This is a genomic window from Streptomyces sp. NPDC005266 (assembly GCF_040607655.1).
Classification (GTDB): Bacteria; Actinomycetota; Actinomycetes; order Streptomycetales; family Streptomycetaceae; genus Streptomyces.
In genome coordinates, this window is sequence record NZ_JBEXHC010000008.1 from 226,553 (window position 1) to 252,150 (window position 25,598).

Genomic DNA, 25,598 nt, shown 5'->3' on the forward strand with positions numbered 1-25,598 from the left:
CGGGAATGATGGGATGTACGACGACACAAGCCCATGGCACTTGAATCAGTCAGCCCAGTGGGCTTCTCTACTCGTGCTGGTCGACCGGAGGGACTGGCAGTAGACCGGCAACCTTCCACCGTGCATGTTAGGGGAGGTCGTAGGTGACCACGGCGCGGGCGGGGACTCGGAAGTAGTCGTTGACCGTAGGAGAGCGCTCGACCATGACGCTGACGGTGGACCCGGTGGCGCTGGTGGATTGGTAGATGCCGGTCAGCTCGGCGACCTGCGCACCATGGCGCAGGTCGCCGTCCTGCTCGAGCGCGGGGTGCCAGAGGTGCTCGGGCAGATGGCGGATCGCGCGGCGGACCGGCTCGGTGACGGGATACCCGACCGGGAAGAAGGTACGGATCCCGCGGGAGCGCAGGGCACGTATGTGGTGCGAGAACGCCTTGGCGCCTCCGGCGCTGTCGGTGCGGATGAGGAGTTTAGTGCCGTGGCGGTGTGCGTCGGGGATCTGGGCCAGGGCCGCGTCCAGAACGGTGATGTGGTCGGCGGCGGTGCTGGCACCGGCGTTGCCCGCCCCCCGCATCACCTGGAAGCGGTGACGCGTGAGGAAGCTCTTCATCACCGGGACTGGGCGAGGTCACGCTCCCGGAGGACCGACTGTCGACACAGTCACGGGTACACGCCGGAGAACACGTACCTGGACCCCCGAGGGTGCCGGCAGTGCCGGGCCTGTCGTAGTGAGAGGGGCAAGAGCCCTTAGGTTGGGACCGGCGATGTGATGTCTCGGGAGAGATGAGAGGGTCTGACGGGTGAGCGAGACACCACCGAACACCCTGCAATACCGCTTCGACGGGCCAGAAGACGCCCCGGTCCTGATCCTGGGTCCCTCCCTGGGTACCACATGGCACATGTGGGACCGCCAGATACCCGAGCTGTCCCGCCACTGGCGCGTCCTCCGCTTCGACCTGCCCGGCCACGGCGGCTCGCCCGCCCACCCCGCCCCCTCCATCGCCGACCTCGCGGGCCGGCTGCTGGCCACCCTCGACATGCTGGGCATCGACCGCTTCGGCTACGCGGGCTGCTCGATCGGCGCGGCCATCGGCGCCGAACTCGCCCTGAGACATTCCGGCAGAGTGGGCTCACTGGCCCTCGTCTCCGCCTCCCCGCGCTTCGGCACCGCCGACTCCTTCCGGCAGCGCGGCGTCGTCGTCCGCACCAACGGACTGGACCCGATCGCCCGCGCCACCCCCGAGCGCTGGTTCACCCCCGCCTTCGCCGCCGCCCAGCCCGCCATCGTGGACTGGGCCGTCCAGATGGTCCGTACGACCGACCCCGGCTGCTACATCGCCGCCTGTGAGGCCCTCGCCGGCTTCGACATCCACGCCGAGCTCGGCCGGATCGGCGTCCCCACCCTGGTGCTGGTCGGCGCGGACGACCAGGTCACCCCGGCCGCCGACGCCCGCGTCCTGGTCGCCGGCATCCCCGACGCACGGCTCGCCCTCGTCCCCGGCACCTCCCATCTGGCACCCGTGGAACAGCCGATGGCCGTCACCGATCTGCTGGTGCGCCACTTCTCCACCTCCTGGCAGTCCTCGGACCACCCCACCGGCATGACGGCGATCCCCGCGCCCCCGGTGAAGCCCGTGCTCAGCGCCCCGGCGTACGCCGGCCCGGTCGGCGAGATCGGCTTCGCCCCGCAGCCCGACGCGCGGGCCGACGCCCGCTCCGACGCCTACGACCAGGGGATCAAGGTGCGCCGTGAGGTGCTCGGCGACGCCCATGTGGACCGCGCGGAGTCCCTGGCCGACGAGTTCACCGGCGACTTCCAGGACTTCATCACCCGCTATGCGTGGGGCGAGGTGTGGACCCGGCCCGGTATCGACCGGCGCACCCGCAGCGTGATCACCCTCACCGCTCTCGCCGCCCGCGGCCACCTCGACGAACTCGCCTTCCACACCCGGGCCGCGCTGCGCAACGGCCTGACCCCCGCCGAGATCAAGGAAGTGCTGCTGCACACCGGCGTCTACTGCGGGGTGCCCACCGCCAACTCCGCGTTCGCGGTGGCCCAGCGCGTCATCCGCGAGGAGACCAGCCCCGAGTAGCACGGCGGGGCGGCGCGGTGACCGGATAGCGCGGTATCTGGGGACCGCGGGAGCACAATGATCCCCATGAAGCTCACCAAGAAGGGCCACGCCTGCGTCCGGCTGGAGAAGGACGGGCAGCAGCTCGTCATCGACCCCGGGGCCTTCAGCGAAGCGGACGCCGCGGTCGGCGCGGAGGCGATCCTGGTCACCCACGAGCACGCCGACCACTTCGACGAGGAGCGGCTGCGGACGGCGCTCGAGGCCAACCCCGGCGCCCACATCTGGACGCTCGCCAGCGTCGCCGAACAGATCTCGGCAGCCTTCCCCGGCCGGGTGCACACCGTGGGTGAGGGCGACACCTTCACCGCGGCGGGATTCGACATCGAGGTGCACGGCCAGCTGCACGCCGTCATCCACCCCGACATCCCGCGGATCACCAATGTCGGATATGTGGTGGACGGCGGTGCGGTCTTCCACCCCGGCGACGCGCTCACGGTGCCCGAGGGGCGCCGGGTGGAGACGCTGCTGCTGCCGGTGCACGCCCCCTGGAACAAGTTCGCCGAGATCCTCGACTACGTCCGGGCCGTCGGGCCGCGCCGCGCGGTCGACGTCCACGACGCCCTGCTGTCCGACGTCGCGCCCCTGGTCTACGACCGCCTGCTCGGCCCCCAGGGCCCGGGCACCGGCGGCGCCGAGCATGTGCGGCTGACGCCGGGCGAGAGCCTCACGCTCTGAGGACCGCCGGGCGAGGACCGGGTGAGGAGCAGCCGGGCCGGGGCGGCTGTCGGACCCGGGATGTAAGTTGACCCCTATGCGCATCGCCACCTGGAACGTCAATTCGATCACCGCCCGGCTGCCCCGACTGCTCGCCTGGCTGGAGAGCAGCGGTACGGACGTGCTGTGCGTCCAGGAGACCAAGTGCGCCGAGTCAGCCTTCCCCTACGAGCCGCTGCGCGAGCTCGGCTATGACGCCGCGGTCAACGCCAACGGCAGGTGGAACGGGGTGGCTGTGATCTCCCGGGTGGGCCTCGACGACATCACCCTCGGCCTGCCCGGCGGCCCCGAGTACGAGGGCGAGCAGGAGCCGCGCGCGATAGGGGCCACCTGCGGCCCCGTCCGCCTCTGGTCGGTCTATGTGCCCAACGGCCGTGAGATCGGCCACCCCCACTACGAGTACAAGCTGCGCTGGCTGGAGGCCCTGCGCCGGGCCGTCGCCACCGACGCGACCGCCTCCCGCCCCTTCGCCGTTCTCGGCGACTTCAACGTGGCCCCCACCGATGAGGACGTGTGGGACCGCGCCCGCTTCGACGGCCTCACCCATGTGACCGACCTGGAGCGCGAGGCGCTGGCCGCGCTGCGCGGGGAGGGGCTGTCGGACGTGGTGCCGCGCCCCCTGAAGTACGACCACCCCTTCACCTACTGGGACTACCGGGAGCTGTGCTTCCCCAAGAACCGGGGCATGCGCATCGACCTGGTCTACGGCAACGAGGCGTTCGAGAAGGCCGTGGGCGACGCGTACGTCGACCGCGAGGAGCGCAAGGGCAAGGGTGCCTCCGACCATGCCCCGGTGGTCGTGGACCTGGAGGTGTGACCGCGCGGGCGGCGCCCGGGGCGCGCCCGGGCGCCGGCCCGGGTCACCCCGTCAGCTGCCGCAGGTCGATCGAGCGCGCCAGCGCCTCCAACCCCGCGTCGCCCGGGTGCAGATGGTCACCGCTGTCGTACGCGGGCAGGATCCGTGACGGGTGGTCCGGGTCCCGCACCACGGCGTCGAAGTCCAGTACCGCGTCGAACACCCCGCCGCTGTCCCGTACGAAGGCGTTGACCGCACCGCGCCGCGCGTCCGCGTCCGCGGTGCACCGCGACTCGCCCTCGCAGGGGGCGATGGTCGCCCCGAGCACCCGCAGCCCACGGGCATGCGCCCGCGCCGCGATGGTGCGCAGCCCCTCGATGACGTCCTCGGCCGGGGTGCCCCAGCGGAGGTCGTTGATGCCCTGGAAGACGACGACCGTACGGGTCCCGGTCTGGGCGAGGACATCCCGCTCCAGCCGGCTGAGCGCGCTCACCCCGCTGGTGTTCGTGTTGACCCCCTCGCCGGGATAGACGTCGGTCACCACGCGGTTGGCGGAGATCCCCTGGTTGAGGACTCCGTACGCGGGCACCTCGGACTGGGCGCGCAGCCGGCGCGCGAGGACATCGGGCCAGCGGCGGTTGGCGCCGTCGGTCGACTTGGTGCCGTCCGTGATCGAATCGCCGAGCGTCACGACCGAACCCGGTCCGCCCTGGACGTCGACCCCGGTCAGAAACGGCCAGGTGGTGAGGGCGCCGGTATAGCTCTCACCGCCGGAATCGCCCGAACGGTCACCGCTGCCCGGGGCGCTGAGATACGAGCGCTGGGTGGCCTGGCTGTGCACCGGCACCGCGCTGACCGTGCCCGGCAGATGGATGCTGACCAGCAGATTGGCGTCGGCTGGAACCGCGCTGCGTCCATGGTCGAGGGCCACCGGATCGCTGAACGCCTGCGTCCCCGCCGGGATCGAGGTCCCGGACCGGCCGCCGAAGGTCAGCGGGACCGGCGCGCCGTGCGCCGCCGCGCCGTCCGCCTGGAGGGCGACCGTCGCACGGCCGATTTCCACGGGGGCCGCGGCGAAGGTGTTCTCCAGCCGGATCCGGGCCCTCGGGCCGCCCGTGCTGGTGTGCACCACCAGCCGCAGCGTCTGGTCGGTCCACGGTCCGGCCTTGGTGTATCCGGCGGTGCTCGCCGACCAGCTGCCGGTCCAGCCGGGCGTGGACCGCTTCACCGAGGCGGCGAAGACATGGAGGTCGGCCGCCGGGCCCGGGTCCTTCGGCAGCGCCACCGAGGCGATCTCACGGCCGTGCTCCACCGGCACCGTCACCGCGTACAGCCGCGCCGGCTCCTGGCGCGGGCCGTCGGGGGTGTTGCGGTGGGGCAGGGTGACCGCCCTGGAGGCGGCGGGGCCGGCGCGCCAGTCGGGCGCGCTCAGCGTGTACGTACTGCTCGACCCGTCCCGGTAGCGCACCGTGCCGGTGCCGCTCACCCCGGCGCCGGGCCCGTCCGGCGAACTGCTCGCGACGAGGAAGGTCAGCCCGTCCCCGCGCCCGCGCAGCCGCACTGACTGCCCGTCGGCGATCACATTGTCGGGGGCGCCCCGCTCCGCGTCCGCGGTGGTCCGAGGCCACGTCAGCCGTGCCGCGTCGAGGGCGATGACGCGCCCCGGGGTCCAGCCGGCGGCGCTGAGGTCCTGTGCGGAGAGCGAGCTGCCCGCACCGTCGAAGTCCGCGTCGCCGGGCCTGGCGTCGTCGCTGACCGCCCGGTTGTCGAAAAGCCGCTCCAGAGGGAGCGGCTGATGGACGGTCGGCTCGGCCCGCACGGCGGCGGGCGAGGCGAACAGGACGAGGGAGAAACCTCCCGCGATGGTCCCGGCTGCTGTCCACCGTCTGCCGACGCGCATGACTGTCCCCTCTCGCAACCAACCCGACCGTCTCCAGGACTCGGTTCGCCGCCGGGGCACCTCAGCCTCCCCCAGCCACCGCTGGGAGGGGCCCTTGCCGACGGTCGACCGTGCTCGGCCCCTCGTTCCTCGGGGCCTGCGCGCTCTCCCTTACGACAGCGACGCGCCCCCTTGGCGATTCGACAGGTGCGGGACGAACGTAGGGAGGCGGGCGGGTGGCGTCAAGACAATCATCGGGTCACGCCCCTTACCGCGCGCCCTGTGGTGCGCCCGTGTCCTTGATGCGAGGCTGAGTGGTATGAACATCCCCTTCTTGGACAACTGGCGCAAGCGACGCGGTCCGGCCTCCGGTACGGCCTTGATGAGCGCCCAAGAGGAGGATCCGCAGGGCGTGGCGCAACTGCTCTCGGAGTGCGAGCTGCTGCGTGCGCGGGCCGCCGCCGCGGGCGTCGGGCTCGATGACTCGGCGGCCTCCCTGGAGGCCCTGGACCAGTTGGTGCCGCGCTGGCGCGACGACCCGGAAGAGCTGCCCTGGCTCGGTAACGACGCCGGTCTCTATCTGGGCACGGTCATCGTCCGTACCGTCCCCGGCGCCGTCTGGCAGGTGTGGCCGAACGGCCGGCCCGTCGTCCGGCTCGGCTCCGGGCGGGAGGTCGATGTGGTGGAGGCGGGCCATCAGTGGGCGGCCGACGGCGCCCCCGAACTGTTCCGGCTGTACGCGGAGGTCGCCGAGACATAGCCTCGCCGGGACACGGCGAGGCCGGCTCGCCCCACTCCTATCGGGGATTATCCGCCCGTCGATGCGTGTCCTCGATGAAGTGCCGCTTTTGTCTGGATAGCTTGCGCTGACCGGGACACAGCGGAAAGTGGGTGGGGCCGAGTATGGCCGTCGGTGAGCCGTTGATCGAGCTGCGCGACGTCAACAAGTACTTCGGCGCGCTGCACGTCCTGGAGGACATCGACCTCACCGTCGGCCGCGGTGAGGTGGTGGTGGTCATCGGCCCCTCCGGTGGCGGCAAGTCGACCCTGATCCGGACCATCAACCGCCTGGAGACCATCGACTCCGGCTCCATCGCCTTCGGCGGCCGGCCGCTGCCCCAGGAGGGCAAGGAGCTGGCGCAGCTGCGCGCCGAGGTCGGCATGGTCTTCCAGTCGTTCAATCTGTTCGCGCACCGGACGGTGCTGGACAATCTGATGCTCGCTCAGACGAAGGTCCGCAAACGCGGGAAACGCGACGCCGAGCGGCGCGCCCGCGAGCTCCTGGACCGCGTCGGACTCGCCGACCAGGCGGACAAGTACCCCGGCCAGCTCTCCGGCGGCCAGCAGCAGCGCGTGGCCATCGCCCGCGCCCTGGCCATGGACCCCAAGGTGATGCTCTTCGACGAGCCGACCTCGGCGCTCGACCCGGAGATGATCAACGAGGTGCTGGAGGTCATGCGCCAACTAGCCCGGGACGGCATGACGATGGTCGTCGTCACCCACGAGATGGGTTTCGCGCGCTCCGCCGCCAACCGGGTGGTCTTCATGGCCGACGGGCGGATCGTCGAGGACCGGCCGCCGGAGGAGTTCTTCAAGGCGCCGGAGTCCAGCCGGGCCCGGGACTTCCTGTCCAAGATCCTCAAGCACTGAGCCGGGTGGTGACGGACATGAGACCCCACCGCCGCGCCCCCGGGCGTTCGCGCCGCGCGCTCGCCGCCCTGGTGCTCGCCCTGGCCCTGCTGCCCGCGGCAGGCGGCTGCGGCAAGGAGGGCAGCCCGCCCGCCAAGGGGCCCAAGCCGGAGAAGCTGCCCACCTACCAGGTGGCGACCGGCTTCCGGCTGCCCTCCTCGCCCACCTGGCGACGGGCCGAGCGCCGCGGCCATCTCACCGTCGGGGTCAAGGAGGACCAGCCCTATCTGGGCGAGAAGGATCCGGCCACCGGACGCTACTCCGGCTTCGACATCGAGATCGCCAAGATGATGGCGGCCTCCCTCGGCTTCAAGCCGAGCGCCATCAGATTCCGGACCATCGCGTCCGCCAACCGCGAGACCGCGCTCCAGAACGGCCAGATCGACTACTACGTCGGCACCTACACCATCAACGCGCTGCGCAAGCGCCAGGTCGGCTTCGCCGGTCCCTACTACATGGCCGGCCAGGCGCTGCTGGTGCGCACGGACGAGAACGACATCCACGGCCCGCGGGATCTGGCGGGAAAGACGGTGTGCTCGGTGGCCGGATCGACTCCGCTGCAGCGCATCGAGTCCGACTACCCCAAGGCTCGCGCGGTCGCGTACGACACCTACTCGGTGTGCGTCGACAATCTGCTCACCTTCCAGGTGGACGCGGTCACCACCGACAACGTCATCCTGCTCGGCTACGCGGCCAAGGCGCCCGAGGAGCTGAAGGTGGTGGGCAGACCCTTCTCCAAGGAGCCGTACGGCATCGGCGTGCCCAAGCGCGACAACGCGCTCCGCTTCGCGCTGGACGACGCCATCCAGACCCACGAGCGCAACGGCGACTGGAAGAAGGCGTACAACGCGACCCTCGGCCTTTCCGGCGTCCCCGCTCCCAAACCTCCCCCCATCGACCGCTACCAAACGGGTTGAGGCCACCCCATGGACGTGCTCACCAAGAACTTCTCGCTCTACGGCAGGGGCTTCCTCGGCACCGTCGAGCTGACCGCGTACGCCTCGCTGCTCGCGCTCGTGGTCGGTGTCCTGATGGCCGCTTTCCGGGTGGCGCCCGTCGCCTCGCTCCGGGCCTTCGGCACCACCTGGGTGACGGTGCTCCGCAATACGCCGCTGACGCTGCTCTTCTTCGCGGTGATGCTCGGGCTGCCGCGCTTCGGGCTCGTGCTGCCGTTCACCACCTTCGCGGTGCTCGCACTCGGCTGCTACACCTCGGCCTTCATCTGCGAGGCGGTGCGCTCGGGCATCAACACGGTGCCGGTCGGACAGGGCGAGGCCGCGCGCAGCCTGGGCATGTCCTTCGAGCAGACGCTGGGCACGGTCGTCCTGCCGCAGGCGTTCCGCTCGGTCATTCCGCCGATCGGCTCGACGCTGATCGCGCTCGCCAAGAACTCGGCCATCGCCGGGTCGTTCAGCGTCACCGAGCTGCTCGGCACCTACAAACCGCTCAATGAGATGGGCTACAGCATCATCTGGACCTTCGTCTGGATCGCCGCCGGCTATCTGATCGTGACGCTGACCATCAGCGCGATCTTCGCCGTCCTGGAGAGGCGCTGGGGAGTGCCGCGATGACCGCCACCACCAAGACCGCCCTCTACGACGCCCCCGGGCCCGGCACCCGCCGCCGCCACCGGGTCTACGGACTGCTCTCGGCGGCCGTACTCCTGGCGCTGCTGGCCTGGATCGTCCATCTCCTTGTCGAGACGGGCCAGTTCACCTACCAGAAGTGGATGCCGTTCGAGTACAAGGGCATCCAGCTGTTGCTGCTGCGCGGACTCGCCAACACCCTCAAGGCGTTCGGCCTGGCCGCGGTCCTCTCGCTCGCGCTCGGGGGAGTGCTCGCCACCGGGCGGCTCTCGGACCACGGCCCGGTGCGCTGGCTGGCCACGCTGGTGGTGGAGTTCTTCCGCGCGATGCCCGTCCTGGTGATGATCTTCTTCATCTTCGTGGCGCTGAAGGTACAGCCGCTGCCCGCCCTCGTCGCCGGACTGACCCTCTACAACGGCTCGGTGCTCGCCGAGGTGTTCCGCGCGGGCGTGGGCGCGGTGGACCGCGGACAGCGCGAGGCGGCCTACTCGCTGGGCATGCGCAAGACCCAGGTCATGGCGTATGTGCTGGTTCCGCAGGGGCTGCGGGCCATGCTGCCGGCCATCATCAGCCAGCTGGTGGTGGCCCTCAAGGACACCTCGCTGGGCTTTCTGATCACCTATGAGGAGTTTCTGCACGCCGGAAAGCTGATCGCCTCCAATCTCGACTACGACCTGCCCTTCATCCCGGTGGTCATGGTGATCTCACCGGTCTACATCGGGATGTGCATGCTGCTGTCCTGGTTCGCCCACTGGGTCGCCAAGCGGGAGCGCCGCAACGTGAAGACGGGTCAGGCGCAGGTCGCCGCACCCGAACCGGCCGCGCCCATGCCGGGGGACACCCGCGGCTGACGGGCGGGCCGGTGACCGGGCCCCTAAGCGGATGCGGTGAAGTTCGCCGCTGATCCCTCGCCGTTCGGCCTGGCCGAGGGCTTGGACGCCGAGAAGGATCAGCACTTGACTTCGCCGTAACCGCTTAGTCCCCGGCCTTGTCGCGGAGCGGGACCGACAGATACGACGGGTCCGCGTCCGGGGAGGAGAACGTGAGATGGGCGCCGCCCGGGTTCTGTTCGATGTAGAGCGGGTCGACCGTGTCGACGACCAGCGCGAGCCGGTGTCCGGCCGGGACGTCATACGCCGTCGAGAACAGGTCCAGATCCACGCCGAAGGGCATGCCCGGGGTGCGGTCGTGGAAGGTGACGGGGGCGTTGGTGATGAGCTTCCCGATCCCCAGCGGGCCGACGTCATAGAGGTAGGCGACCGCCGTACCGCTGGACTTGTCGCTGGTCACGGTGGTGTGCAGCTTGACGGTGCCACGGATGCGCTGCTCACGGTCGTAAGCCTCGGTCTGCCAGACGGCCGCGAACCAGCGCGGCAGCAGTGGCACCGAGACCAGCGGCGGGATCTTCAAGAACTGGTCGAGGAGGCCCGTCAGCAGGGCGATTCCGCCGTCGGCGCCGGAGTCGATGTTCGCGGTGATCCGCTGGGTCCCCTCGAGCGGGATCCGGCGGTGCGCGGAGGGCACCTCCGACCAGCTGGGGTAGCCCTCGTAGTGGTCGCCATCCCCCGTACGGGACAGCAGCTGCACCGGCTGCTCGGCGTCGATGCCGTTGCGTTCGCCCTTGAGATAGCGGTCGAGCCAGCGGCGGGCGTGCGCCCAGGTGTCGTTCGGCAGGCCCAGCAGTCCGCCGAACTCGGCGGTGGCATGGTCGCCGGGCCGCAGCTCCAGCCGCTTGGGGCCGGTCAGCTTGTCGTAGAAGGCGGCGGACTGATTGGCCGGGAAGACCGAGTCGCCCCACGAGTTGCCCATCATGATGGCCGCGCCATTGGCATTGATCTTGTCGAGGTAGGTGGCGGGTGACCGCTTCTTGCCCCAGGCGATGAACTCCTTTTCCTTGGCCAGGTTGGAGCCGAGGAAATCCTTGATGGTCTGCTTGAACTCCTCGCTCGGCCGCCCGGTCACCGCCCCGGCCGCGCCGAGCAGCCCGGCGGCCTGGGCGTGCGGGGTGCGGCCGCTGTAGATCGAGTCGTTCAGATCCGCCCAGCCGCTCATCGCGACAACGGCCTTGATCCGCTTGTCGGAACCGGCCGCGAGCAGGCTGATCCCGGCGCCGTACGAGAGTCCGGTGATGCCGATGTGGTCGGGGTCGGCGGCGGTGTGGGCGAGCGCCCAGTCGATCACCTTGGAGACATCGGCGACATCGGGCGGCCCGGCCGTCTCGATCCGTCCGCCGGACTGCCAGAAGCCACGGGGGTTGTAACTGACCACGACGTAGCCGGACTCGGCGAGCTTCTTGGCCTGGGCGAGATATTCGACCTGGGGAAGACCCCAGCTGGTGGGCAGCACGATGAGGGGATGGCGGCCGGATCCGCCGGCGTCCGCCGGTGCGACGACATTGGCGGCCAGAGTGATCCCGCCGGCGCCGGGGATGTCGACGAAGCGTACGGAGGTTCCGGCGGCGGTGGCGGCGGCGGCGGTCTTCAGCGCCGGCGTCCCGGCCTGTGCGCAGGGGGCGAGGCCGAAGGCCGCACCGGCCAGCACGGTCACCGAGACGGTGGCGGCGGTCGTCGCGCGCAGGACTCTGCGGGCAGGGGTCACTGTCGCTCCTGAGGGGGAATGCCGTGGGGGGCTGGGAGCACCGGTACTGAGTGACCTGACGGTAACTCGGGTGTTTACCGTTGGTAATAGGGCGGTAAGTTACGCATGGGTAACGATAAGGGCCGACGTCGGCTGCCGGGGCCGGCCCGGCCTGGGGCGCTGCCCCGGGGCCGGACCCCCCACGGGTCCGGCCCCGTCCCCCTGACCTCGGCCGTTGACCTCAGTCGTCCTTGGCTGTTGTGCGCAGCCGGGCGGTCCCGGTGGACGAACCGGTCGCGGTGGTCGCGGGCTTGGTCACATCCGCGACAACCTCGACCAGATCGGGGCCGTACGCCTGGGAGTTGACCACCTTCAGCAGCAGACAGAAGGAGCCCTGCGCGCCGTACTTGCGGGCGAAACGGGCTCGGTTGCGGACGAGATGGCGGATGGCGGCGCGATGGGTGACCGGACGCTGGCCGGCGGCCAGGAAGACGGGGCGGCCGTCGCCCGCCGTCAGCCGGGCCAGCAGCACATGCTCGACCGCGCCCGGCTCCGGGCGGTAGTCCGTACCGCCGATGGTGAACGTGCCCCGGTCCGTCCCGGACTCGTCGCCCGGGTGCACGGTGACGCCCGGCAGCAGGTTCGTCATGTGGGCGGCGAGCCGGCGGTGCGCGGTCGGGTCGCCCACGCAGAACTCCGTCCGCGCGCCGAAGCCCTGCAGCCCCGTGTCGTGCGGGGCGACCTCCGCATGCGCTCCGCAGTTCTCCACGACGGAGGCCAGCCCGAGCAGCGCCAGCGCGTCATGGCGCGGGATGCTCCAGTGTGCCGAGGTGCTGTCCCGGTGGGTGACCAGCACACATTCCGAACCGTCCGGCAGACCGAAGAAGCGCTGCTCGCGGGCGCGCTTGCGGCCCGCGGCCGCCGAGTGGACGGCCCAGCCGGCGGCCAGGCCCACGACCAGGGCCGCCGCGGCGGCGATCAGATCCTGCAGCGTGTCTGTCATGGCCGCGCATCGTAGCCGTCCACCAGGTGGGTATTCGAGCGTATGGATGAACGGTTCGTTTCACCCCTGTCGTGGGCATGAAGGGCACCGGTAGGCTCCGCCACCTGTCGTCAGCTTGGAGGTACGGATGGGCCACGCCGCACGACCGGCCGCATCGGCAACCACGTCCACATCCACCGCGCCGGCCGTACGGCGCCGACTGCCCGCGTTCGCCGCCGCGGCCGGGATGGTCGCCGTGCTCGGGGTCGCCCCGGCCGATGCCGCCGGGGTATCCGCCCCCGCCGTGCCTGCCAAGACCCCCGTGGCTGTCGGATACGGCGGCGCGGTCTCCAGCGTGGACGCCGACGCCTCGGCGGCCGGGATCGACGTCCTGCGTCATGGCGGCAACGCGGTGGACGCGGCGGTCGCGACAGCCGCCGCGCTCGGGGTCACCGAGCCGTACTCGGCGGGCGTCGGCGGCGGCGGGTACTTCGTCTACTACAACGCCAAGCACCACAAGGTGTATACGCTGGACGGCCGCGAGACCGCACCCCGCAGCGCGGACCAGAACCTGTTCCTCGGCAAGGACGGCAAGCCGCTGCCGTTCGCGGACGCCGTCACCAGCGGGCTCAGCGTGGGCACCCCCGGCACCCCCGCCACCTGGGACGACGCCCTCCACACCTGGGGCAGCCGCTCGCTGGCGCAGGTGCTGAAGCCCGCCGAGCGGCTGGCTCGTGACGGCTTTACGGTCGACTCCACCTTCCGTCAGCAGACCGCCGACAACCAGGACCGCTTCAAGGACTTCCCGGCCACCGCGAAGCTCTTCCTTCCCGGTGGTCAACTCCCGGTCGAGGGATCCACCTTCACCAATCCGGATCTCGCCCGGACCTACGCGCTGCTGGCCAAGAAGGGCGTCGGCGCCGTCTACAAGGGCGAGCTCGGCCGTGACATCGTCTCGACCGTGCGCAAGCCCCCCGTCGATCCCAAGGCCCAGCGCACCGTACGGGCCGGCGATCTGACGGCCCAGGACCTGCGCGGGTACGCCACCAAGCGGCAGGCCCCGACCCGTACCTCCTACCGGGGGCTGGACGTCTACGGCATGGCGCCCTCGTCCTCCGGCGGCACGACCGTCGCCCAGGCGCTCAACATGCTGGAGAAGACCGACCTCTCCAAGCTCAGCGAGCGCGACTATCTGCACCGTTACATCGAGGCCAGCCGGATCGCCTTCGCCGACCGGGGCCGGTGGGTCGGTGACCCCGCCGCTGAGGACGTGCCCACCAAGGGCCTCACCTCACAGCGGTTCGCCGACTCCCGCGCCTGCCTGATCAAGGGCGACGCGGTGCTGAAGAGCCCCGTCGCGCCCGGCGACCCGACCCACCCGGCGAAGCCCGGTTCCTGCGACACGCGTGGCCACGCCGCCCCGACGACCTACGAGGGCGAGAACACCACCCATCTCACGGTCGCCGACAAGTGGGGCAACGTCGTCGCCTACACCCTCACCATCGAGCAGACCGGCGGCAGCGGTATCACCGTGCCCGGCCGGGGCTTTCTGCTGAACAACGAGCTGACCGACTTCTCCTTCGCGCCCGCCGACCCCGCCGTCCACGACCCGAACCTGCCGGGCCCGGGGAAGCGGCCGCGTTCATCGATGTCGCCGACGATCGTGCTCGACGGCCGTCAGCCGGTGCTGGCGCTGGGCTCACCGGGCGGCGCGACCATCATCACGACCGTGCTGCAGACCCTCCTGAACCACCTCGAGCGGGGCATGCCGCTGGTCGACGCGATCGCCGCGCCGCGCGCCAGCCAGCGCAACGCCGCCCAGACGGAGCTGGAACCGGGGCTGTGGAACGGCCCGCAGCGGGCCCGTCTGGAGGCGCTCGGCCACTCCTTCAAGCAGAACCCCGAGATCGGGGCCGCCACGGGCGTGCAGCGGCTGTCCGGCGGACGGTGGCTGGCGGCGGCCGAGAAGGCACGGCGGGGCGGCGGCTCGGCGATGGTGGTCAGCCCGGCGGGCTGACGCGGCCCACCGGGACGTGACTCGCCCTGCTGGGCTCAGCCGAGCAGGGCGAGGATCGCGTCGGTCGAGTCGGCCTCCCCGAGCCGCGGGAAGGTCTTCTCGACGCTGTTGCGGTGCGCTTCGGCGTCCATGTCGGTCATGGCGTCGGTCGCGAGGGTCACGTGATAGCCGTGCTCGTATGCGGAACGGGCCGTCGACTCCACCCCGATGCTGGTCGCGACGCCCCCCAGTACCACCTGCGTCACCCCGCGGCGGCGCAGCCGGAGGTCGAGGTCCGTGCCGTGGAAGGCGCGCTTGCAAGTTTGCCTGTCGTGTGAGGGGCCGGAAAAGCGCCTGTAGCGCGTTCGTAACCGGATTCGTAACACGCCGGGTGTCCAATGCGAGGGTGGTGATGGCAGGTGAGCAACTCCCCGAAGCGGTTGAGGAGTTCGCGCGGTATCTGCGTGCCCTGACGAGACGGCTGGACCCGGGGGCGGGCTGGTACGGCGTCTTCGCGCAGCGCGACCCCGACGGTCTGCAAGCCTGCCTGGACGGCCACGAGATTCCGCCCTGGGATGTCGTCCAGGCCCTCCTCCAGGACCTCTCCGCACAGGGCGGCCCCGAGGTCGCCCAGGAGGCCGCGGCCCGCGCTGCCTCTCTCTACCGTGCCTCCGTGGCGGCCCACGACGCCGGGCCGGGCGCCCGCGAGGCCCTTCAGGACCGCCTCGACGTGATGCTCCGCGAACAGCGTTACGCCGCGGCGCGCGAACGCGACCTCGAGACGGCCGTACGGTCCGCCGGCGGCGCGGCCGACCGCACACCCCTCACCGCGGACCTCGCCTGGGCCCATGACGACCACCAGCGCGCGACGGCCCGCTGCGACGAGCTCCGCGCCCGCCTGGCGGCTCTCCCACGGCGTGCGGCCTCCGGGCGCTCCGGCTCGCATGACGTGCCGTCCGTCGGTACGCCCGCCGAGGCCGGGTCCGGGGCCGACGCGCGGGCTCCAGCCCCCGAACGGCCCACCGCGGTCCCGGCCCCGGCCCCGGCCCCCGCGCCACGCCCGCGGCCGCGTGGGGCACGGTTCGCGGGGCTGGAGGAGGTGGCCGAGGCGCCGCCACCCCGCGGGGCGCGGTTCGCCGGGGCCCTGGCCGAGGACGGGGGCGGTGGTGAGGCAGTGGCACCGTCGCCGCCCGCGGCGGCCGTGCCCGCGGTCCCGGCGACACCTCGCGGCGCCCGGTTCGCCGGGGCGTACGGGGGCGGCGGCCCCAAGCGACGCGAGCGCGGCGACACGGCGGAGGAGGGCAGGCAACGGCTCGCTCTTGACGCGGCGGCGCGGGCCGAGGCCCGGCGTGCGGCCGAGGAGGCCGTGACGCGCCTCGGACGGCTGCGGGCCGCCGGCCGGAGCGGTGAGGCGCATGGCGTGCTGTGCGAGACGGCCGCCTGGCCCGCTCCACGGCTGCCGGTGCTGGCGGCAGAGCTGGAGCGGGCCGGGCTGGGGGCCGACGTGTCCACGCTGCTGTGGGAGATGGCGTGCCTGCCACCGGCCCCGCTCGCCGCCGCCGCCGACGCGCTCGTCGCGGCGGACCGGGCGGCGGACAGCGAGCGGCTGCTGCGGCAGAGTGTCGCGCGACCCCTTCCCGAAGTGGCACACACCGCCCTCGCGCTGCTCGCGGCGGACGCCCCCGACGAGGCGGCCTTCCTGCTGGGGGCGCTCGTACGGACCCGTACGCCGGAGGAAACGGCCCAGGCGGCGGCCGAGGACCCGACCACGCTGGTCCCGCTGCTGCTCGATGCCGCGAGCGGGGTGTCGTCCAGCAGCCACCACGATCTGGCCCACGCTCTGCGCGCGGCGGGCCTGCCGGTGGTGGGGTGAGGCGCTGGTGCCCCAGCGGCTGTAGGTGGCAGCCGGGGATGCGTGGCTGGTGCGGGTGTCGCCTCGGGTGCGGTGGTTGGAGCATCGGGCGGGGTGGTTGGAGCATCGGGCGGGGTGGTTGGAGCATCGGGCGGGGTGGTTGGAGCATCGGGCGGGGTGGAGGCCGGTCCCGCGCCGTCGCCGTCCAGCGGCTTGCCGGGTGGCCGGTGTGGGCGGCGTCTCGCTGCGGGAGTGCGGGCCGGTGGCCGGCCTTGGCCTCGCGCGGCGGGTTGGCCCCGCGCGGCGGGTCGGGGTCGGCGCCCGCCCCGCCTCACCGGCACCCGGCAACAGTGCGGGACCGGCCCCCGCCCGCCCGAGCCCCAGGCGCCGAAGGCGTCCCCCGCACCTGACAAGACGCGAAACGGGATCGTCTTTGTTGAGTAACGGCGGCGGTATTGCCAGAGTGGTCAGTGCGCTTCTACGTTCTTCACCACAGCCACATTCTACGTGCGTAGACACAGGTTGACGACGGGGCGGACATGCCCCTGCGGCACTGCTGTGAAGGAGCTGATCATGGCCAACGTCGTACGAGCCGCTCTCGTCCAGGCCACCTGGACCGGCGACACCGAATCGATGATCGCTAAGCATGAGGAGCACGCCCGGCAGGCGGCCGCTCAGGGCGCCAAGGTGATCGGCTTCCAGGAGGTGTTCAACGCTCCGTACTTCTGTCAAGTGCAGGAGTCGGAGCACTACCGGTGGGCGGAGCCGGTGCCGGACGGTCCGACGGTGCGGCGGATGCGGGCGCTGGCCCGGGAGACCGGGATGGTGATCGTGGTGCCGGTCTACGAGGCCGAGCAGTCCGGTTTCTACTACAACACCGCGGCCGTGATCGACGCGGACGGCAGCTATCTGGGCAAGTACCGCAAGCACCACATCCCCCAGGTCAAGGGGTTCTGGGAGAAGTACTACTTCAAGCCGGGCAACGTGGGCTGGCCGGTGTTCGACACCGCCGTGGGCAAGGTGGGCGTCTATATCTGCTACGACCGCCACTTCCCGGAGGGCTGGCGCGAACTGGGGCTGGCCGGGGCGCAGCTGGTCTACAACCCCTCGGCCACCTCCCGGGGGCTGTCGGCGTATCTGTGGCAGCTGGAGCAGCCGGCGGCGGCGGTCGCCAATGAGTACTTCATCGCCGCGATCAACCGTGTGGGCGTGGAAGAGTACGGCGACAACGACTTCTACGGCACCAGCTACTTCGTCGACCCGCGGGGCCAGTTCGTCGGCGAGGTCGCCAGCGACAAGGAGGAGGAGCTGATCGTCCGCGACCTCGACTTCGGTCTGATCGACGAGGTGCGCCAGCAGTGGGCCTTCTACCGCGACCGGCGGCCCGACGCCTACGAGGGGCTGGTGAAGCCGTGACCAGCGAGCGGCTCCACGCGCGTCACCAGGCCGTGCTGCCGGACTGGCTCGCTCTCTACTACCGGCGCCCGATCGAGATCACGCATGGCGAGGGACGCCATGTCTGGGACGCCGACGGCAATCGCTATCTCGACTTCTTCGGCGGCATCCTCACCACCATGACCGCCCATGCCCTCCCCGAGGTGACCAAGGCGATCAGCGAGCAGGCGGGCCGGATCCTGCACACCTCCACGCTCTATCTCGACCGTCCGATGGTCGATCTGGCCGAGCGTGTCGCCGCCCTGTCCGGCATTCCGGACGCGCGGGTCTTCTTCACCACCTCCGGTACGGAGGCGAATGACACGGCCCTGCTGCTGGCTACCACGTACCGCCGCTCCAACCAGATCCTGGCGATGCGCAACAGCTACCACGGCCGGTCCTTCTCGGCCGTCGGGATCACCGGGAACCGTTCCTGGTCGCCGACGAGTCTGTCGCCGCTGCAGACGCTGTACGTGCACGGCGGGGTGCGGGCCCGGGGGCCGTTCGCCGAGCTCACCGACACCGAGTTCATCGCTGCCTGCGTGGCCGACCTCGAGGATCTTCTCGGCCAGGCGCACGGCAATGTGGCGGCGCTGATCGCGGAGCCGATCCAGGGGGTCGGGGGCTTCACCTCCCCGCCCGACGGGCTCTTCGCCGCGTTCCGCGAGGTGCTCGACCGGCACGGCATTCTGTGGATCACCGATGAGGTGCAGACCGGCTGGGGCCGCACCGGTGACCACTTCTGGGGCTGGCAGGCCCACGACGGCTCGGGGCCGCCCGACATCCTCACCTTCGCCAAGGGCATCGGCAACGGCATGTCGATCGGCGGTGTCGTCGCCCGCGCGGAGGTCATGAACTGCCTGGGCGCCAACTCCATCTCCACCTTCGGCGGCAGCCCCATCACCATGGCCGCCGGGCTCGCCAACCTCACTCACCTGGTGGAACACGACCTCCAGGGCAACGCCCGCCGGGTCGGCGGGCTGCTCATCGAGCGGCTGCGTGCCGCGTCCGCCGGGGTGGACACCGTGCGCGAGGTACGCGGCCGGGGGCTGATGATCGGCATCGAACTGGTCGAGCCCGGCACCGACCGGCCGTCTCCCGAGGCCGCGTCGGCCGTGCTGGAGGCTGCCCGCGAGGGCGGATTGCTGATCGGCAAGGGCGGCGGCCACAACAGCAGCGTGCTGCGCGTCGCCCCGCCGCTGAGCCTCACCGTCGCCGAGGCGGAGGAGGGCGCGGAGATCCTCGAAGCCGCCCTGCGGGCCACCCAGGGAATGCAGGCCACCCAGGGAAGGAGCGCGGGCTGATGACCCGTACCGTGATCCGCGGCGGGCTCGTGATCACCGCTGCCGAAGAGACCCACGCCGATGTGCTCATCGAGGACGGCAAGGTCGCCGCCCTCGCCGCGTCCGACAGTGACTGCGCCCGTGGGTGGAGCGCGGACCGGACGATCGACGCGGCGGGGAAGTACGTGATTCCGGGCGGGGTGGATCCGCACACCCATATGGAGATGCCGTTCGGCGGGACCTTCGCCGCCGACACCTTCGAGACCGGCACCCGCGCGGCGGCCTGGGGCGGGACGACCACCATCGTGGACTTCGCGATCCAGACGGCGGGCCACGCGCTGCGCGAGGGCCTGGACGCCTGGCATCTCAAGGCGGGCGGCAACTGCGCGATCGACTACGCCTTCCACATGATCCTCTCCGATGTCAACGACAGCTCGCTCAAGGAAATGGATCTTCTCGTCGACGAAGGCTGTACGTCGTTCAAGCTCTTCATGGCCTATCCGGGCGTCTTCTACAGCGACGACGGGCAGATCCTGCGCGCCATGCAGCGCGGCGCCGCCAACGGCGGGCTCATCATGATGCATGCCGAGAACGGCATCGCCATCGACGTCCTGGTCGAACAGGCCCTTGCCGAGGGCAGGACCGACCCCCGCTACCACGGCGAGGTCCGCAAGGCGCTGCTGGAGGCCGAGGCGACCCATCGCGCCATCCAGCTCGCCCGGGTGGCCGGAGCCCCGCTGTACGTCGTCCATGTATCGGCCGAGGAGGCCGTCGCGGAGCTGGCCCAGGCGCGCGACAAGGGGCTTCCCGTCTTCGGCGAGACCTGTCCGCAGTATCTGTTCCTGTCGACGGACAACCTCGCCGAGCCGGACTTCGAGGGCGCCAAGTACGTCTGCTCCACACCGCTGCGCCCGCGCGAGCACCAGGCGGCGCTGTGGCGGGGGTTGCGCACCAACGACCTTCAGGTCGTCTCCACCGACCACTGTCCTTTCTGCTTCACCGGGCAGAAGGAGCTGGGGCGCGGCGACTTCTCCAAGATTCCCAATGGGATGCCGGGTGTGGAGAACCGGATGGACCTCCTCCATCAGGCCGTCGTGGACGGCCACATGTCCCGCCGTCGCTGGATCGAGATCGCCTGCGCCACCCCGGCCCGGATGTTCGGCCTCTACCCGAAGAAGGGAACCATCGCCCCGGGCGCCGACGCCGACATCGTCATCTACGACCCGATGGCCCAGCAGACCATCTCCGCCGAGACCCACCATATGAACGTCGACTACTCGGCGTACGAGGGCAAGCAGATCACCGGGCAGGTCGAGACCGTGCTGTCGCGCGGGGTCACCGTCATCGACCAGCGGCAGTACACCGGGCGCGCGGGGCACGGCCAGTACGTCCCGCGCGACACCTGTCAGTACCTCACCTGACCCATCGAGCCTGGGAGCGAGCATGGACTTCGGACTCGTCCTGCAGACCGATCCACCCGCGTCGGGCGTCGTCGAGCTGATGCGTCGCGCCGAGAACAACGGCTTCCACTACGGCTGGACGTTCGACTCCGCCGTGCTGTGGCAGGAGCCGTTCGTCATCTACAGCCGCATCCTGGCCGAGACCCAGCGGCTGATCGTCGGCCCGATGGTCACCAACCCCTCCACCCGCACCTGGGAGGTGACCGCCTCGACCTTCGCCACCCTCAACGAGATGTACGGCAACCGCACCGTCTGCGGCATCGGCCGCGGCGACTCCGCGCTGCGGGTGGCGGGGCGCAAGCCCAACACCCTCACCCGCCTCGGCGAGGCCATCGATGCCATCCGCGACCTGGCGGAGGGGAGGGAGGCCGTCGTGGACGGCAGCCCGATGCGCATCCCCTGGATCGAGAACAGCAGGCTGCCCGTCTGGATGGCGGCGTACGGCCCCAAGGCGCTCGCGCTGGCCGGGCAGCAGGCCGACGGCTTCATCCTGCAACTGGCCGACCCCTTCCTGACGGAGTGGATGGTCATGGCGGTACGGACCGCCGCCGCCGTGGCCGGGCGTGATCCGGACGAGGTCACCATCTGCGTCGCCGCTCCCGCGTACGTGGGCGACGACCTCGACCACGCCCGTGAGCAGTGCCGCTGGTTCGGCGGGATGGTCGGCAACCATGTCGCCGATCTGGTCTCCCGCTACGGCGAGGGCTCCGGCGCCGTCCCCGAGTCCCTGACCGCGTACGTCAAGGAGCGGCAGGGCTACGACTACAGCCACCACGGCCGGACCGGAAACCCCGACACCGCCTTCGTCCCAGACGAGATCGTGGACCGCTTCTGCCTGCTCGGCCCGGCCGAGGCGCATATCGAGAAGCTGGAGCGGCTGCGCGCGCTGGGCGTCGACCAGTTCGCCGTCTACGCGATGCACGACGCCAAGGAGTCCACGATCGACGCGTACGGCGAGCGGATCATCCCCGCCCTCGCCGGCTGAGCGGATGCGGTGAAGTTCGCCGCTGATCCCTCGCCGTTCGGCGTGGCCGAGGGCTTGGACGCCGAGAAGGATCAGCACTTGACTTCGCCGTAACCGCTTAGTCCGCCCTCCGGCTCACCCCCCACCGGCCGGTCGGCCCACCGCCGCCCGGCCCCGGGCCCCGCACGGCCTCGTTCGATCTCCCGTGCCCGGCCCGGCCCGGCCCCGGGCCCCGCACGGCCTCGTTCGATCTCCCGTCCCCCTCCCCATCACCGCTCGAACGAAGAGGGTCCCCATGACCGCTACCGCACCGCCCCCTGCCGAGCCGGGCCGGACCACCCACCTGGACGGCCGCGTCGAACTCCCGCCCGGCACCACGCCGGCCGACCCCCGTTACAGCAACGCCGATCTGCGCCCGGTGCCGGTGGCCGAACGCCGCTGGACCACCTACAACTTCACCGCGCTGTGGATCGGCATGGCCCACAACATCCCCTCCTGGACCCTCGCCTCCGGCCTCGTCGCGCTCGGCATGGACTGGAATCAGGCCGTCTTCACCATCGCCCTCGCCAACCTCATCGTGCTGCTGCCGATGCTGCTCACCGGCCACGCCGGACCCAAGTACGGCATCCCCTTCCCCGTGCTGGCCCGCGCCTCCTTCGGGCTGCGCGGGGCCAACCTCCCCGCGCTGATCCGTGCGGCTGTGGCCTGCGCCTGGTTCGGCATCCAGACCTGGATCGGCGGTCAGGGCATCTACATCCTGCTGGGCAAGGTCTTCGGCGGCGGCTGGGAGAGGGCCGGGCAGATCGGCGGCTACCCCTGGACCCTGTGGCTGTGCTTCCTCGTCTTCTGGGCGCTCGAACTGGCGATCATCTACCGGGGGATGGAGACCCTGCGGCGGTTCGAGAACTGGGCCGCGCCCTTCGTTCTCGTCGGCGCCGTCGCGCTGCTGGTCTGGATGTCCATCAAGGCGGGCGGCTTCGGCTCGCTGCTCGACCAGCCCTCCAAGCTCGGCTGGGGCAGCGATTTCTGGCCGGTCTTCTTTCCCTCCCTCATGGGCATGATCGGCTTCTGGGCCACTCTCTCGCTGAACATCCCCGACTTCACCCGCTTCGGCGCGGGCCAGCGGGCCCAGGTGTGGGGCCAGACGCTGGGGCTGCCCACCACCATGACCGCCTTCGCGCTGCTCTCCGTCTTCGTCACCTCCGGCTCGGAGGCCGTCTACGGCGAGCCGATCTGGGATCCGGTGGCGCTGGCGGGCAAGACCGACAATGTCTTCGGCCTGCTCTTCGCCCTGGTCACGGTGTTGATCGCCACCCTCTCGGTCAATATCGCGGCCAATGTGGTCTCGCCCGCGTACGACCTGGCCAATCTCGCGCCGAAGTTCATCACCTTCCGTACCGGGGCGCTGATCACCGGCATCGTCGGTGTGGTGATCTTCCCCTGGAAGCTCACCTCCACCCCCGAGCTGTACATCTTCACCTGGCTCGGCGTCGTCGGCGGACTGCTCGGCACGGTCGCGGGCGTGCTGATCGCCGACTACTGGATCATCCGTCGCACCGTGCTCGACCTCGCCGACCTCTACCGGCCCGGCGGCCGCTACTGGTACGCCTCCGGCTGGAACTGGCGGGCCGTCGCGGCCTTCGCGGTCGGCGGTGCGCTCGCGGTGGGCGGCTCCTCCTCCCATCCCGGCAAGGGCCCCTTCCCCGAGGACGGGCTGATCCCCTTCCTCCAGCCGCTGGCCGACTACGGCTGGGCGGTCGGCCTCGGGGTGTCCCTCGTCCTCTACACGGCGCTGATGCTGCCCGGGGCCGGGCGCAAGCCATGAGCTGCGCAGACCTGCTCCGGGCATGACAGGTCCACATCGACGGGGTTCACGTCGATGACACCGTCCGGCCCTCGCCGGCTCACCGGCTGTCGGACAGGCATGGTTCGATGAACGCATGATCGATCAATTTCTCGCCGGTGATCTCTCCGATGTGGAGGAGGCGGTCCGCAAGGCGGCCGCGGACGAGATCATGCCGCGCTTCCAGCAGCTCGCCCGCCACGAGATCGTTGAGAAGAAGGGCCCGCACGACCTGGTGACCACCGCCGACCGGCGGGCCGAGGAGCATCTGGCCGCCTCCCTCACCGCCCTGCTGCCCGGCTCGGCGGTGGTCGGCGAGGAGGGGGTTCACGCCGATCCGTCCGATCTGGCCCACCTCGGCGGCGACGCCCCCGTATGGATCGTCGACCCGGTCGATGGCACCCGGCAGTTCGTCCACGGCAACCAGGGCTTCTCCACGCTCGTCACCCTTGCGCACCGCGGTGAGCTGCTCGCCTCCTGGACCTTCGCCCCCGCGCTCGACCAGATGGCCATCGCCCGCCGCGGCCAGGGCGCGGTGCTGAACGGTGAGCCGATCCGCTCCGGCTCCCCGGCTCCCGGCAAGACCCTTGAAGTCGCCGTCTCCCACTTCGACTTCACCACCGACAGGGAGAAGCGTGCCCTCTCCGGGCTGCGGACGCCGGGGGTCCAGCCGCGTCCCTGCGGCTCGGCCGGTCTGGAATATCTCCATGTGGCCCAGGGCAAGCTCGACGCGATCGCCTTCACCTGGGAGAACGCCTGGGACCACGCCGCCGGGCTGCTGCTGGTCAACGAGGCGGGCGGTGCGAACGCGACGCTGAGCGGCGAGCCGTTCCGGATCGCCGGAGGCAACGAGCTTCCTTTCACAGCGGCGCGGGACGAGGCGACCGTTCGGCATATCCTGGGCCTGCTGGCCGCCGCCGGCTGATCGTTCCACTGATCCTCAAGGATGAGGAGGCCGACGTGCCGTCCATGCTCGACGCGGTTGTGGTGGGTGCCGGGCCGAACGGGCTGACCGCGGCCGTCGAACTCGCGCGCCGCGGCTGCGCGGTGGAGATCTTCGAGGCCGGCGACACCATCGGCGGCGGATCGCGCACCGAGGAGCTGACGCTCCCCGGATTCCGGCACGACCCCTGCTCCGCGGTGCACCCGCTCGCCGTCGGCTCCCCGGCCTTCGACCGGATGCCGCTGACCCGGCACGGCCTGGAGTGGCTCCACCCCGAGCTGCCGCTGGCCCACCCCTTCCCGGACGGCACGGCCGCGGTGCTCGCCCGCTCGGTCGGCGAGACGGCCATGTCGCTCGGGCCGCGCGACGCCGGTACGTACCGGCGGCTCATCACGCCCTACCTCGGGAAGTGGACCACCTTCGCGCCGGACGTGCTGCGCACCCAGTGGGACGGGGTGCCGCGGGACCCGGTCACCTGGGTCCGCTTCGGACTGCACGCCCTCCAGCCGGTCACGCTGCTCGCCGGGCGGCTGCGCTTCCGTGACGAGAAGGCGCGCGCCCTGTTCGCCGGGCTGGCCGGGCACGCCATCGCGCCCCCCACCGGCCTGGCCACCTCCGGCCCAGCCCTGCTCTTCGCGCTCGCGGCGCATGAGGTCGGCTGGCCCATTCCGCGCGGCGGCTCCCAGTCGATCGCGGACGCGCTCGGCTCGTATCTGCGGGAGCAGGGTGGGACGATCCACGTCGGCACGGAGGTCAAGCGGCTCGATGAGCTGCCGCCGGCGCGGGCGTACATCTTCGACACCTCGCCGCACGCGCTCGCCCGCATCGCCGGTCTCGGCAACGCGTACCGCCACTACCGGTACGGGGCCGGCACCTTCAAAGTCGACTACGCGCTGTCCGGCCCGGTGCCGTGGACCGCGCCGGCCGCCCGGCGCGCGGGCACCGTCCACATCGGCCCCACCTCGGGCGAGATCGCCGCGGCGCTGCGGGCCGCCGTCGAGGGCCGCGACCCGTCCCGCCCCTTCCTGATCACCGCCCAGCCGAGCCTGGTCGACCCGTCCCGCGCCCCGGAGGGCAAGCACACCTTCTGGGTCTACGGCCATGTGCCCAGCGGCTGGAGGGGCGACGCCACGGACGTCATCGAGCGGCAGATCGAGCGCTTCGCGCCCGGCTTCCGCGATCTGGTGCTCGCCCGCGCGGTGGCCGGACCGCCCGAGATCGCCGCCCGCAACGCCAACTATGTCGACGGCGACATCGCCTGCGGCGCCTTCGAGGGCATCCAGGCCGTCATACGGCCCAAGCTGGCCCGGGTGCCGTACGCGACGGCCCATCCGGCGGTCTTCCTGTGCTCCTCGGCCACCCCGCCCGGGCCGGGCGTCCACGGGATGTCGGGCCACCACGCGGCGCGGGCGGTGTGGCGGCGGCTTCGGGGGCGCTAAGCGGATGCGGTGAAGTTCGCCGCTGATCC

General features: G+C 71.3%; 22 protein-coding genes. 17 read left to right on the forward strand and 5 right to left on the reverse strand.

What is annotated here, in order from left to right; translation table 11 throughout:
* Nucleotides 1-127 precede the first annotated feature (127 nt).
* Nucleotides 128-607, reverse strand: a complete 480-nt coding sequence (locus tag ABZU99_RS18305; protein WP_356044902.1) for a hypothetical protein — start codon at nt 605-607, stop codon at nt 128-130.
* 190 nt (nt 608-797) lie between these two features.
* On the opposite strand from ABZU99_RS18305, the gene pcaC reads away from it, so the two are divergent.
* The 3 genes from pcaC to ABZU99_RS18320 all read left to right on the forward strand — a co-directional run bounded on the left by pcaC (nt 798) and on the right by ABZU99_RS18320 (nt 3,663).
* Nucleotides 798-2,090: a 4-carboxymuconolactone decarboxylase gene (gene pcaC / locus ABZU99_RS18310; RefSeq protein WP_356044705.1), complete on the forward strand. Its 1,293-nt coding sequence runs from the start codon at nt 798-800 to the stop codon at nt 2,088-2,090.
* 66 nt (nt 2,091-2,156) lie between these two features.
* The gene (locus ABZU99_RS18315; protein WP_356044703.1) at nt 2,157-2,807 is read left to right on the forward strand and encodes an MBL fold metallo-hydrolase; all 651 of its coding nucleotides are present in this window, start codon (nt 2,157-2,159) and stop codon (nt 2,805-2,807) included.
* Between the two features lie 76 nt (nt 2,808-2,883).
* Nucleotides 2,884-3,663, forward strand: a complete 780-nt coding sequence (locus ABZU99_RS18320; protein ID WP_356044700.1) for an exodeoxyribonuclease III — start codon at nt 2,884-2,886, stop codon at nt 3,661-3,663.
* Nucleotides 3,664-3,706: 43 nt separating this feature from the next.
* Here ABZU99_RS18320 and ABZU99_RS18325 read toward each other — a convergent pair whose 3' ends face one another.
* On the reverse strand, nt 3,707-5,542 hold the full coding sequence (locus ABZU99_RS18325) for an SGNH/GDSL hydrolase family protein (protein WP_356044697.1): 1,836 nt from the start codon (nt 5,540-5,542) through the stop codon (nt 3,707-3,709).
* Between the two features lie 298 nt (nt 5,543-5,840).
* On the opposite strand from ABZU99_RS18325, the gene ABZU99_RS18330 reads away from it, so the two are divergent.
* The 5 genes from ABZU99_RS18330 (at nt 5,841) to ABZU99_RS18350 (ending at nt 9,647) form a co-directional block, all read left to right on the forward strand.
* Nucleotides 5,841-6,281 carry a DUF6278 family protein gene (locus tag ABZU99_RS18330; RefSeq protein ID WP_355952162.1) on the forward strand — a complete coding sequence of 147 codons (441 nt, stop codon included), beginning with the start codon at nt 5,841-5,843 and terminating at the stop codon, nt 6,279-6,281.
* A gap of 143 nt (nt 6,282-6,424) precedes the next feature.
* The gene (locus ABZU99_RS18335; RefSeq protein ID WP_355952159.1) at nt 6,425-7,171 is read left to right on the forward strand and encodes an amino acid ABC transporter ATP-binding protein; all 747 of its coding nucleotides are present in this window, start codon (nt 6,425-6,427) and stop codon (nt 7,169-7,171) included.
* Nucleotides 7,172-7,188: 17 nt separating this feature from the next.
* Nucleotides 7,189-8,127, forward strand: coding sequence for a glutamate ABC transporter substrate-binding protein (locus ABZU99_RS18340; protein WP_356044693.1), 939 nt, complete (start codon nt 7,189-7,191; stop codon nt 8,125-8,127).
* A 9-nt stretch (nt 8,128-8,136) separates the two neighbouring features.
* Nucleotides 8,137-8,781: an amino acid ABC transporter permease gene (locus tag ABZU99_RS18345; RefSeq protein ID WP_356044690.1), complete on the forward strand. Its 645-nt coding sequence runs from the start codon at nt 8,137-8,139 to the stop codon at nt 8,779-8,781.
* The gene (locus ABZU99_RS18350) at nt 8,778-9,647 is read left to right on the forward strand and encodes an amino acid ABC transporter permease (RefSeq protein ID WP_355952152.1); all 870 of its coding nucleotides are present in this window, start codon (nt 8,778-8,780) and stop codon (nt 9,645-9,647) included. The genes ABZU99_RS18345 and ABZU99_RS18350 overlap by 4 nt, the downstream gene beginning before the upstream one ends.
* 124 nt (nt 9,648-9,771) lie before the next feature.
* Here ABZU99_RS18350 and ABZU99_RS18355 read toward each other — a convergent pair whose 3' ends face one another.
* Together ABZU99_RS18355 and ABZU99_RS18360 are read right to left on the reverse strand one after the other, a co-directional pair.
* Complete coding sequence (locus tag ABZU99_RS18355) at nt 9,772-11,394, reverse strand: alpha/beta fold hydrolase (RefSeq protein ID WP_356044686.1); 1,623 nt, start codon at nt 11,392-11,394, stop codon at nt 9,772-9,774.
* 220 nt (nt 11,395-11,614) lie between these two features.
* Nucleotides 11,615-12,376: a hypothetical protein gene (locus ABZU99_RS18360; RefSeq protein ID WP_355952147.1), complete on the reverse strand. Its 762-nt coding sequence runs from the start codon at nt 12,374-12,376 to the stop codon at nt 11,615-11,617.
* 226 nt (nt 12,377-12,602) lie between these two features.
* Between ABZU99_RS18360 and ggt the strand changes: the two genes are divergently transcribed.
* Nucleotides 12,603-14,372 (forward strand): gamma-glutamyltransferase, encoded by a 1,770-nt coding sequence (gene ggt, locus ABZU99_RS18365; protein WP_356044891.1) that lies wholly within the window; start codon nt 12,603-12,605, stop codon nt 14,370-14,372.
* A 35-nt stretch (nt 14,373-14,407) separates the two neighbouring features.
* On the opposite strand, the gene ABZU99_RS18370 is transcribed toward ggt, so the two are convergent.
* Entirely contained in the window at nt 14,408-14,962 is a 555-nt protein-coding gene (locus tag ABZU99_RS18370; protein ID WP_356044683.1) for an isochorismatase family protein, read from the reverse strand.
* A 62-nt stretch (nt 14,963-15,024) separates the two neighbouring features.
* Here ABZU99_RS18370 and ABZU99_RS18375 point away from each other — a divergent pair, with 62 nt between their 5' ends.
* From ABZU99_RS18375 to ABZU99_RS18410, 8 genes are all read left to right on the forward strand, one after another.
* Nucleotides 15,025-16,224 carry a hypothetical protein gene (locus ABZU99_RS18375; RefSeq protein ID WP_356044680.1) on the forward strand — a complete coding sequence of 400 codons (1,200 nt, stop codon included), beginning with the start codon at nt 15,025-15,027 and terminating at the stop codon, nt 16,222-16,224.
* 552 nt (nt 16,225-16,776) lie between these two features.
* Entirely contained in the window at nt 16,777-17,619 is an 843-nt protein-coding gene (locus tag ABZU99_RS18380; protein WP_355952139.1) for a nitrilase-related carbon-nitrogen hydrolase, read from the forward strand.
* Entirely contained in the window at nt 17,616-18,941 is a 1,326-nt protein-coding gene (locus ABZU99_RS18385) for an aspartate aminotransferase family protein (RefSeq protein WP_355952136.1), read from the forward strand. The genes ABZU99_RS18380 and ABZU99_RS18385 overlap by 4 nt, the downstream gene beginning before the upstream one ends.
* Nucleotides 18,941-20,341, forward strand: a complete 1,401-nt coding sequence (hydA, locus tag ABZU99_RS18390) for a dihydropyrimidinase (RefSeq protein WP_356044678.1) — start codon at nt 18,941-18,943, stop codon at nt 20,339-20,341. The genes ABZU99_RS18385 and hydA overlap by 1 nt, the downstream gene beginning before the upstream one ends.
* A gap of 22 nt (nt 20,342-20,363) precedes the next feature.
* A complete protein-coding gene (locus ABZU99_RS18395) occupies nt 20,364-21,365 on the forward strand; it encodes a TIGR03842 family LLM class F420-dependent oxidoreductase (protein ID WP_356044676.1) in 1,002 nt (333 codons plus the stop codon).
* Between the two features lie 274 nt (nt 21,366-21,639).
* Nucleotides 21,640-23,169, forward strand: a complete 1,530-nt coding sequence (locus tag ABZU99_RS18400; protein ID WP_356044674.1) for an NCS1 family nucleobase:cation symporter-1 — start codon at nt 21,640-21,642, stop codon at nt 23,167-23,169.
* Between the two features lie 115 nt (nt 23,170-23,284).
* A complete protein-coding gene (locus ABZU99_RS18405; protein ID WP_355952125.1) occupies nt 23,285-24,112 on the forward strand; it encodes an inositol monophosphatase family protein in 828 nt (275 codons plus the stop codon).
* Nucleotides 24,113-24,156: 44 nt separating this feature from the next.
* Nucleotides 24,157-25,569 carry an NAD(P)/FAD-dependent oxidoreductase gene (locus ABZU99_RS18410; protein WP_356044888.1) on the forward strand — a complete coding sequence of 471 codons (1,413 nt, stop codon included), beginning with the start codon at nt 24,157-24,159 and terminating at the stop codon, nt 25,567-25,569.
* Nucleotides 25,570-25,598: the final 29 nt, after the last annotated feature.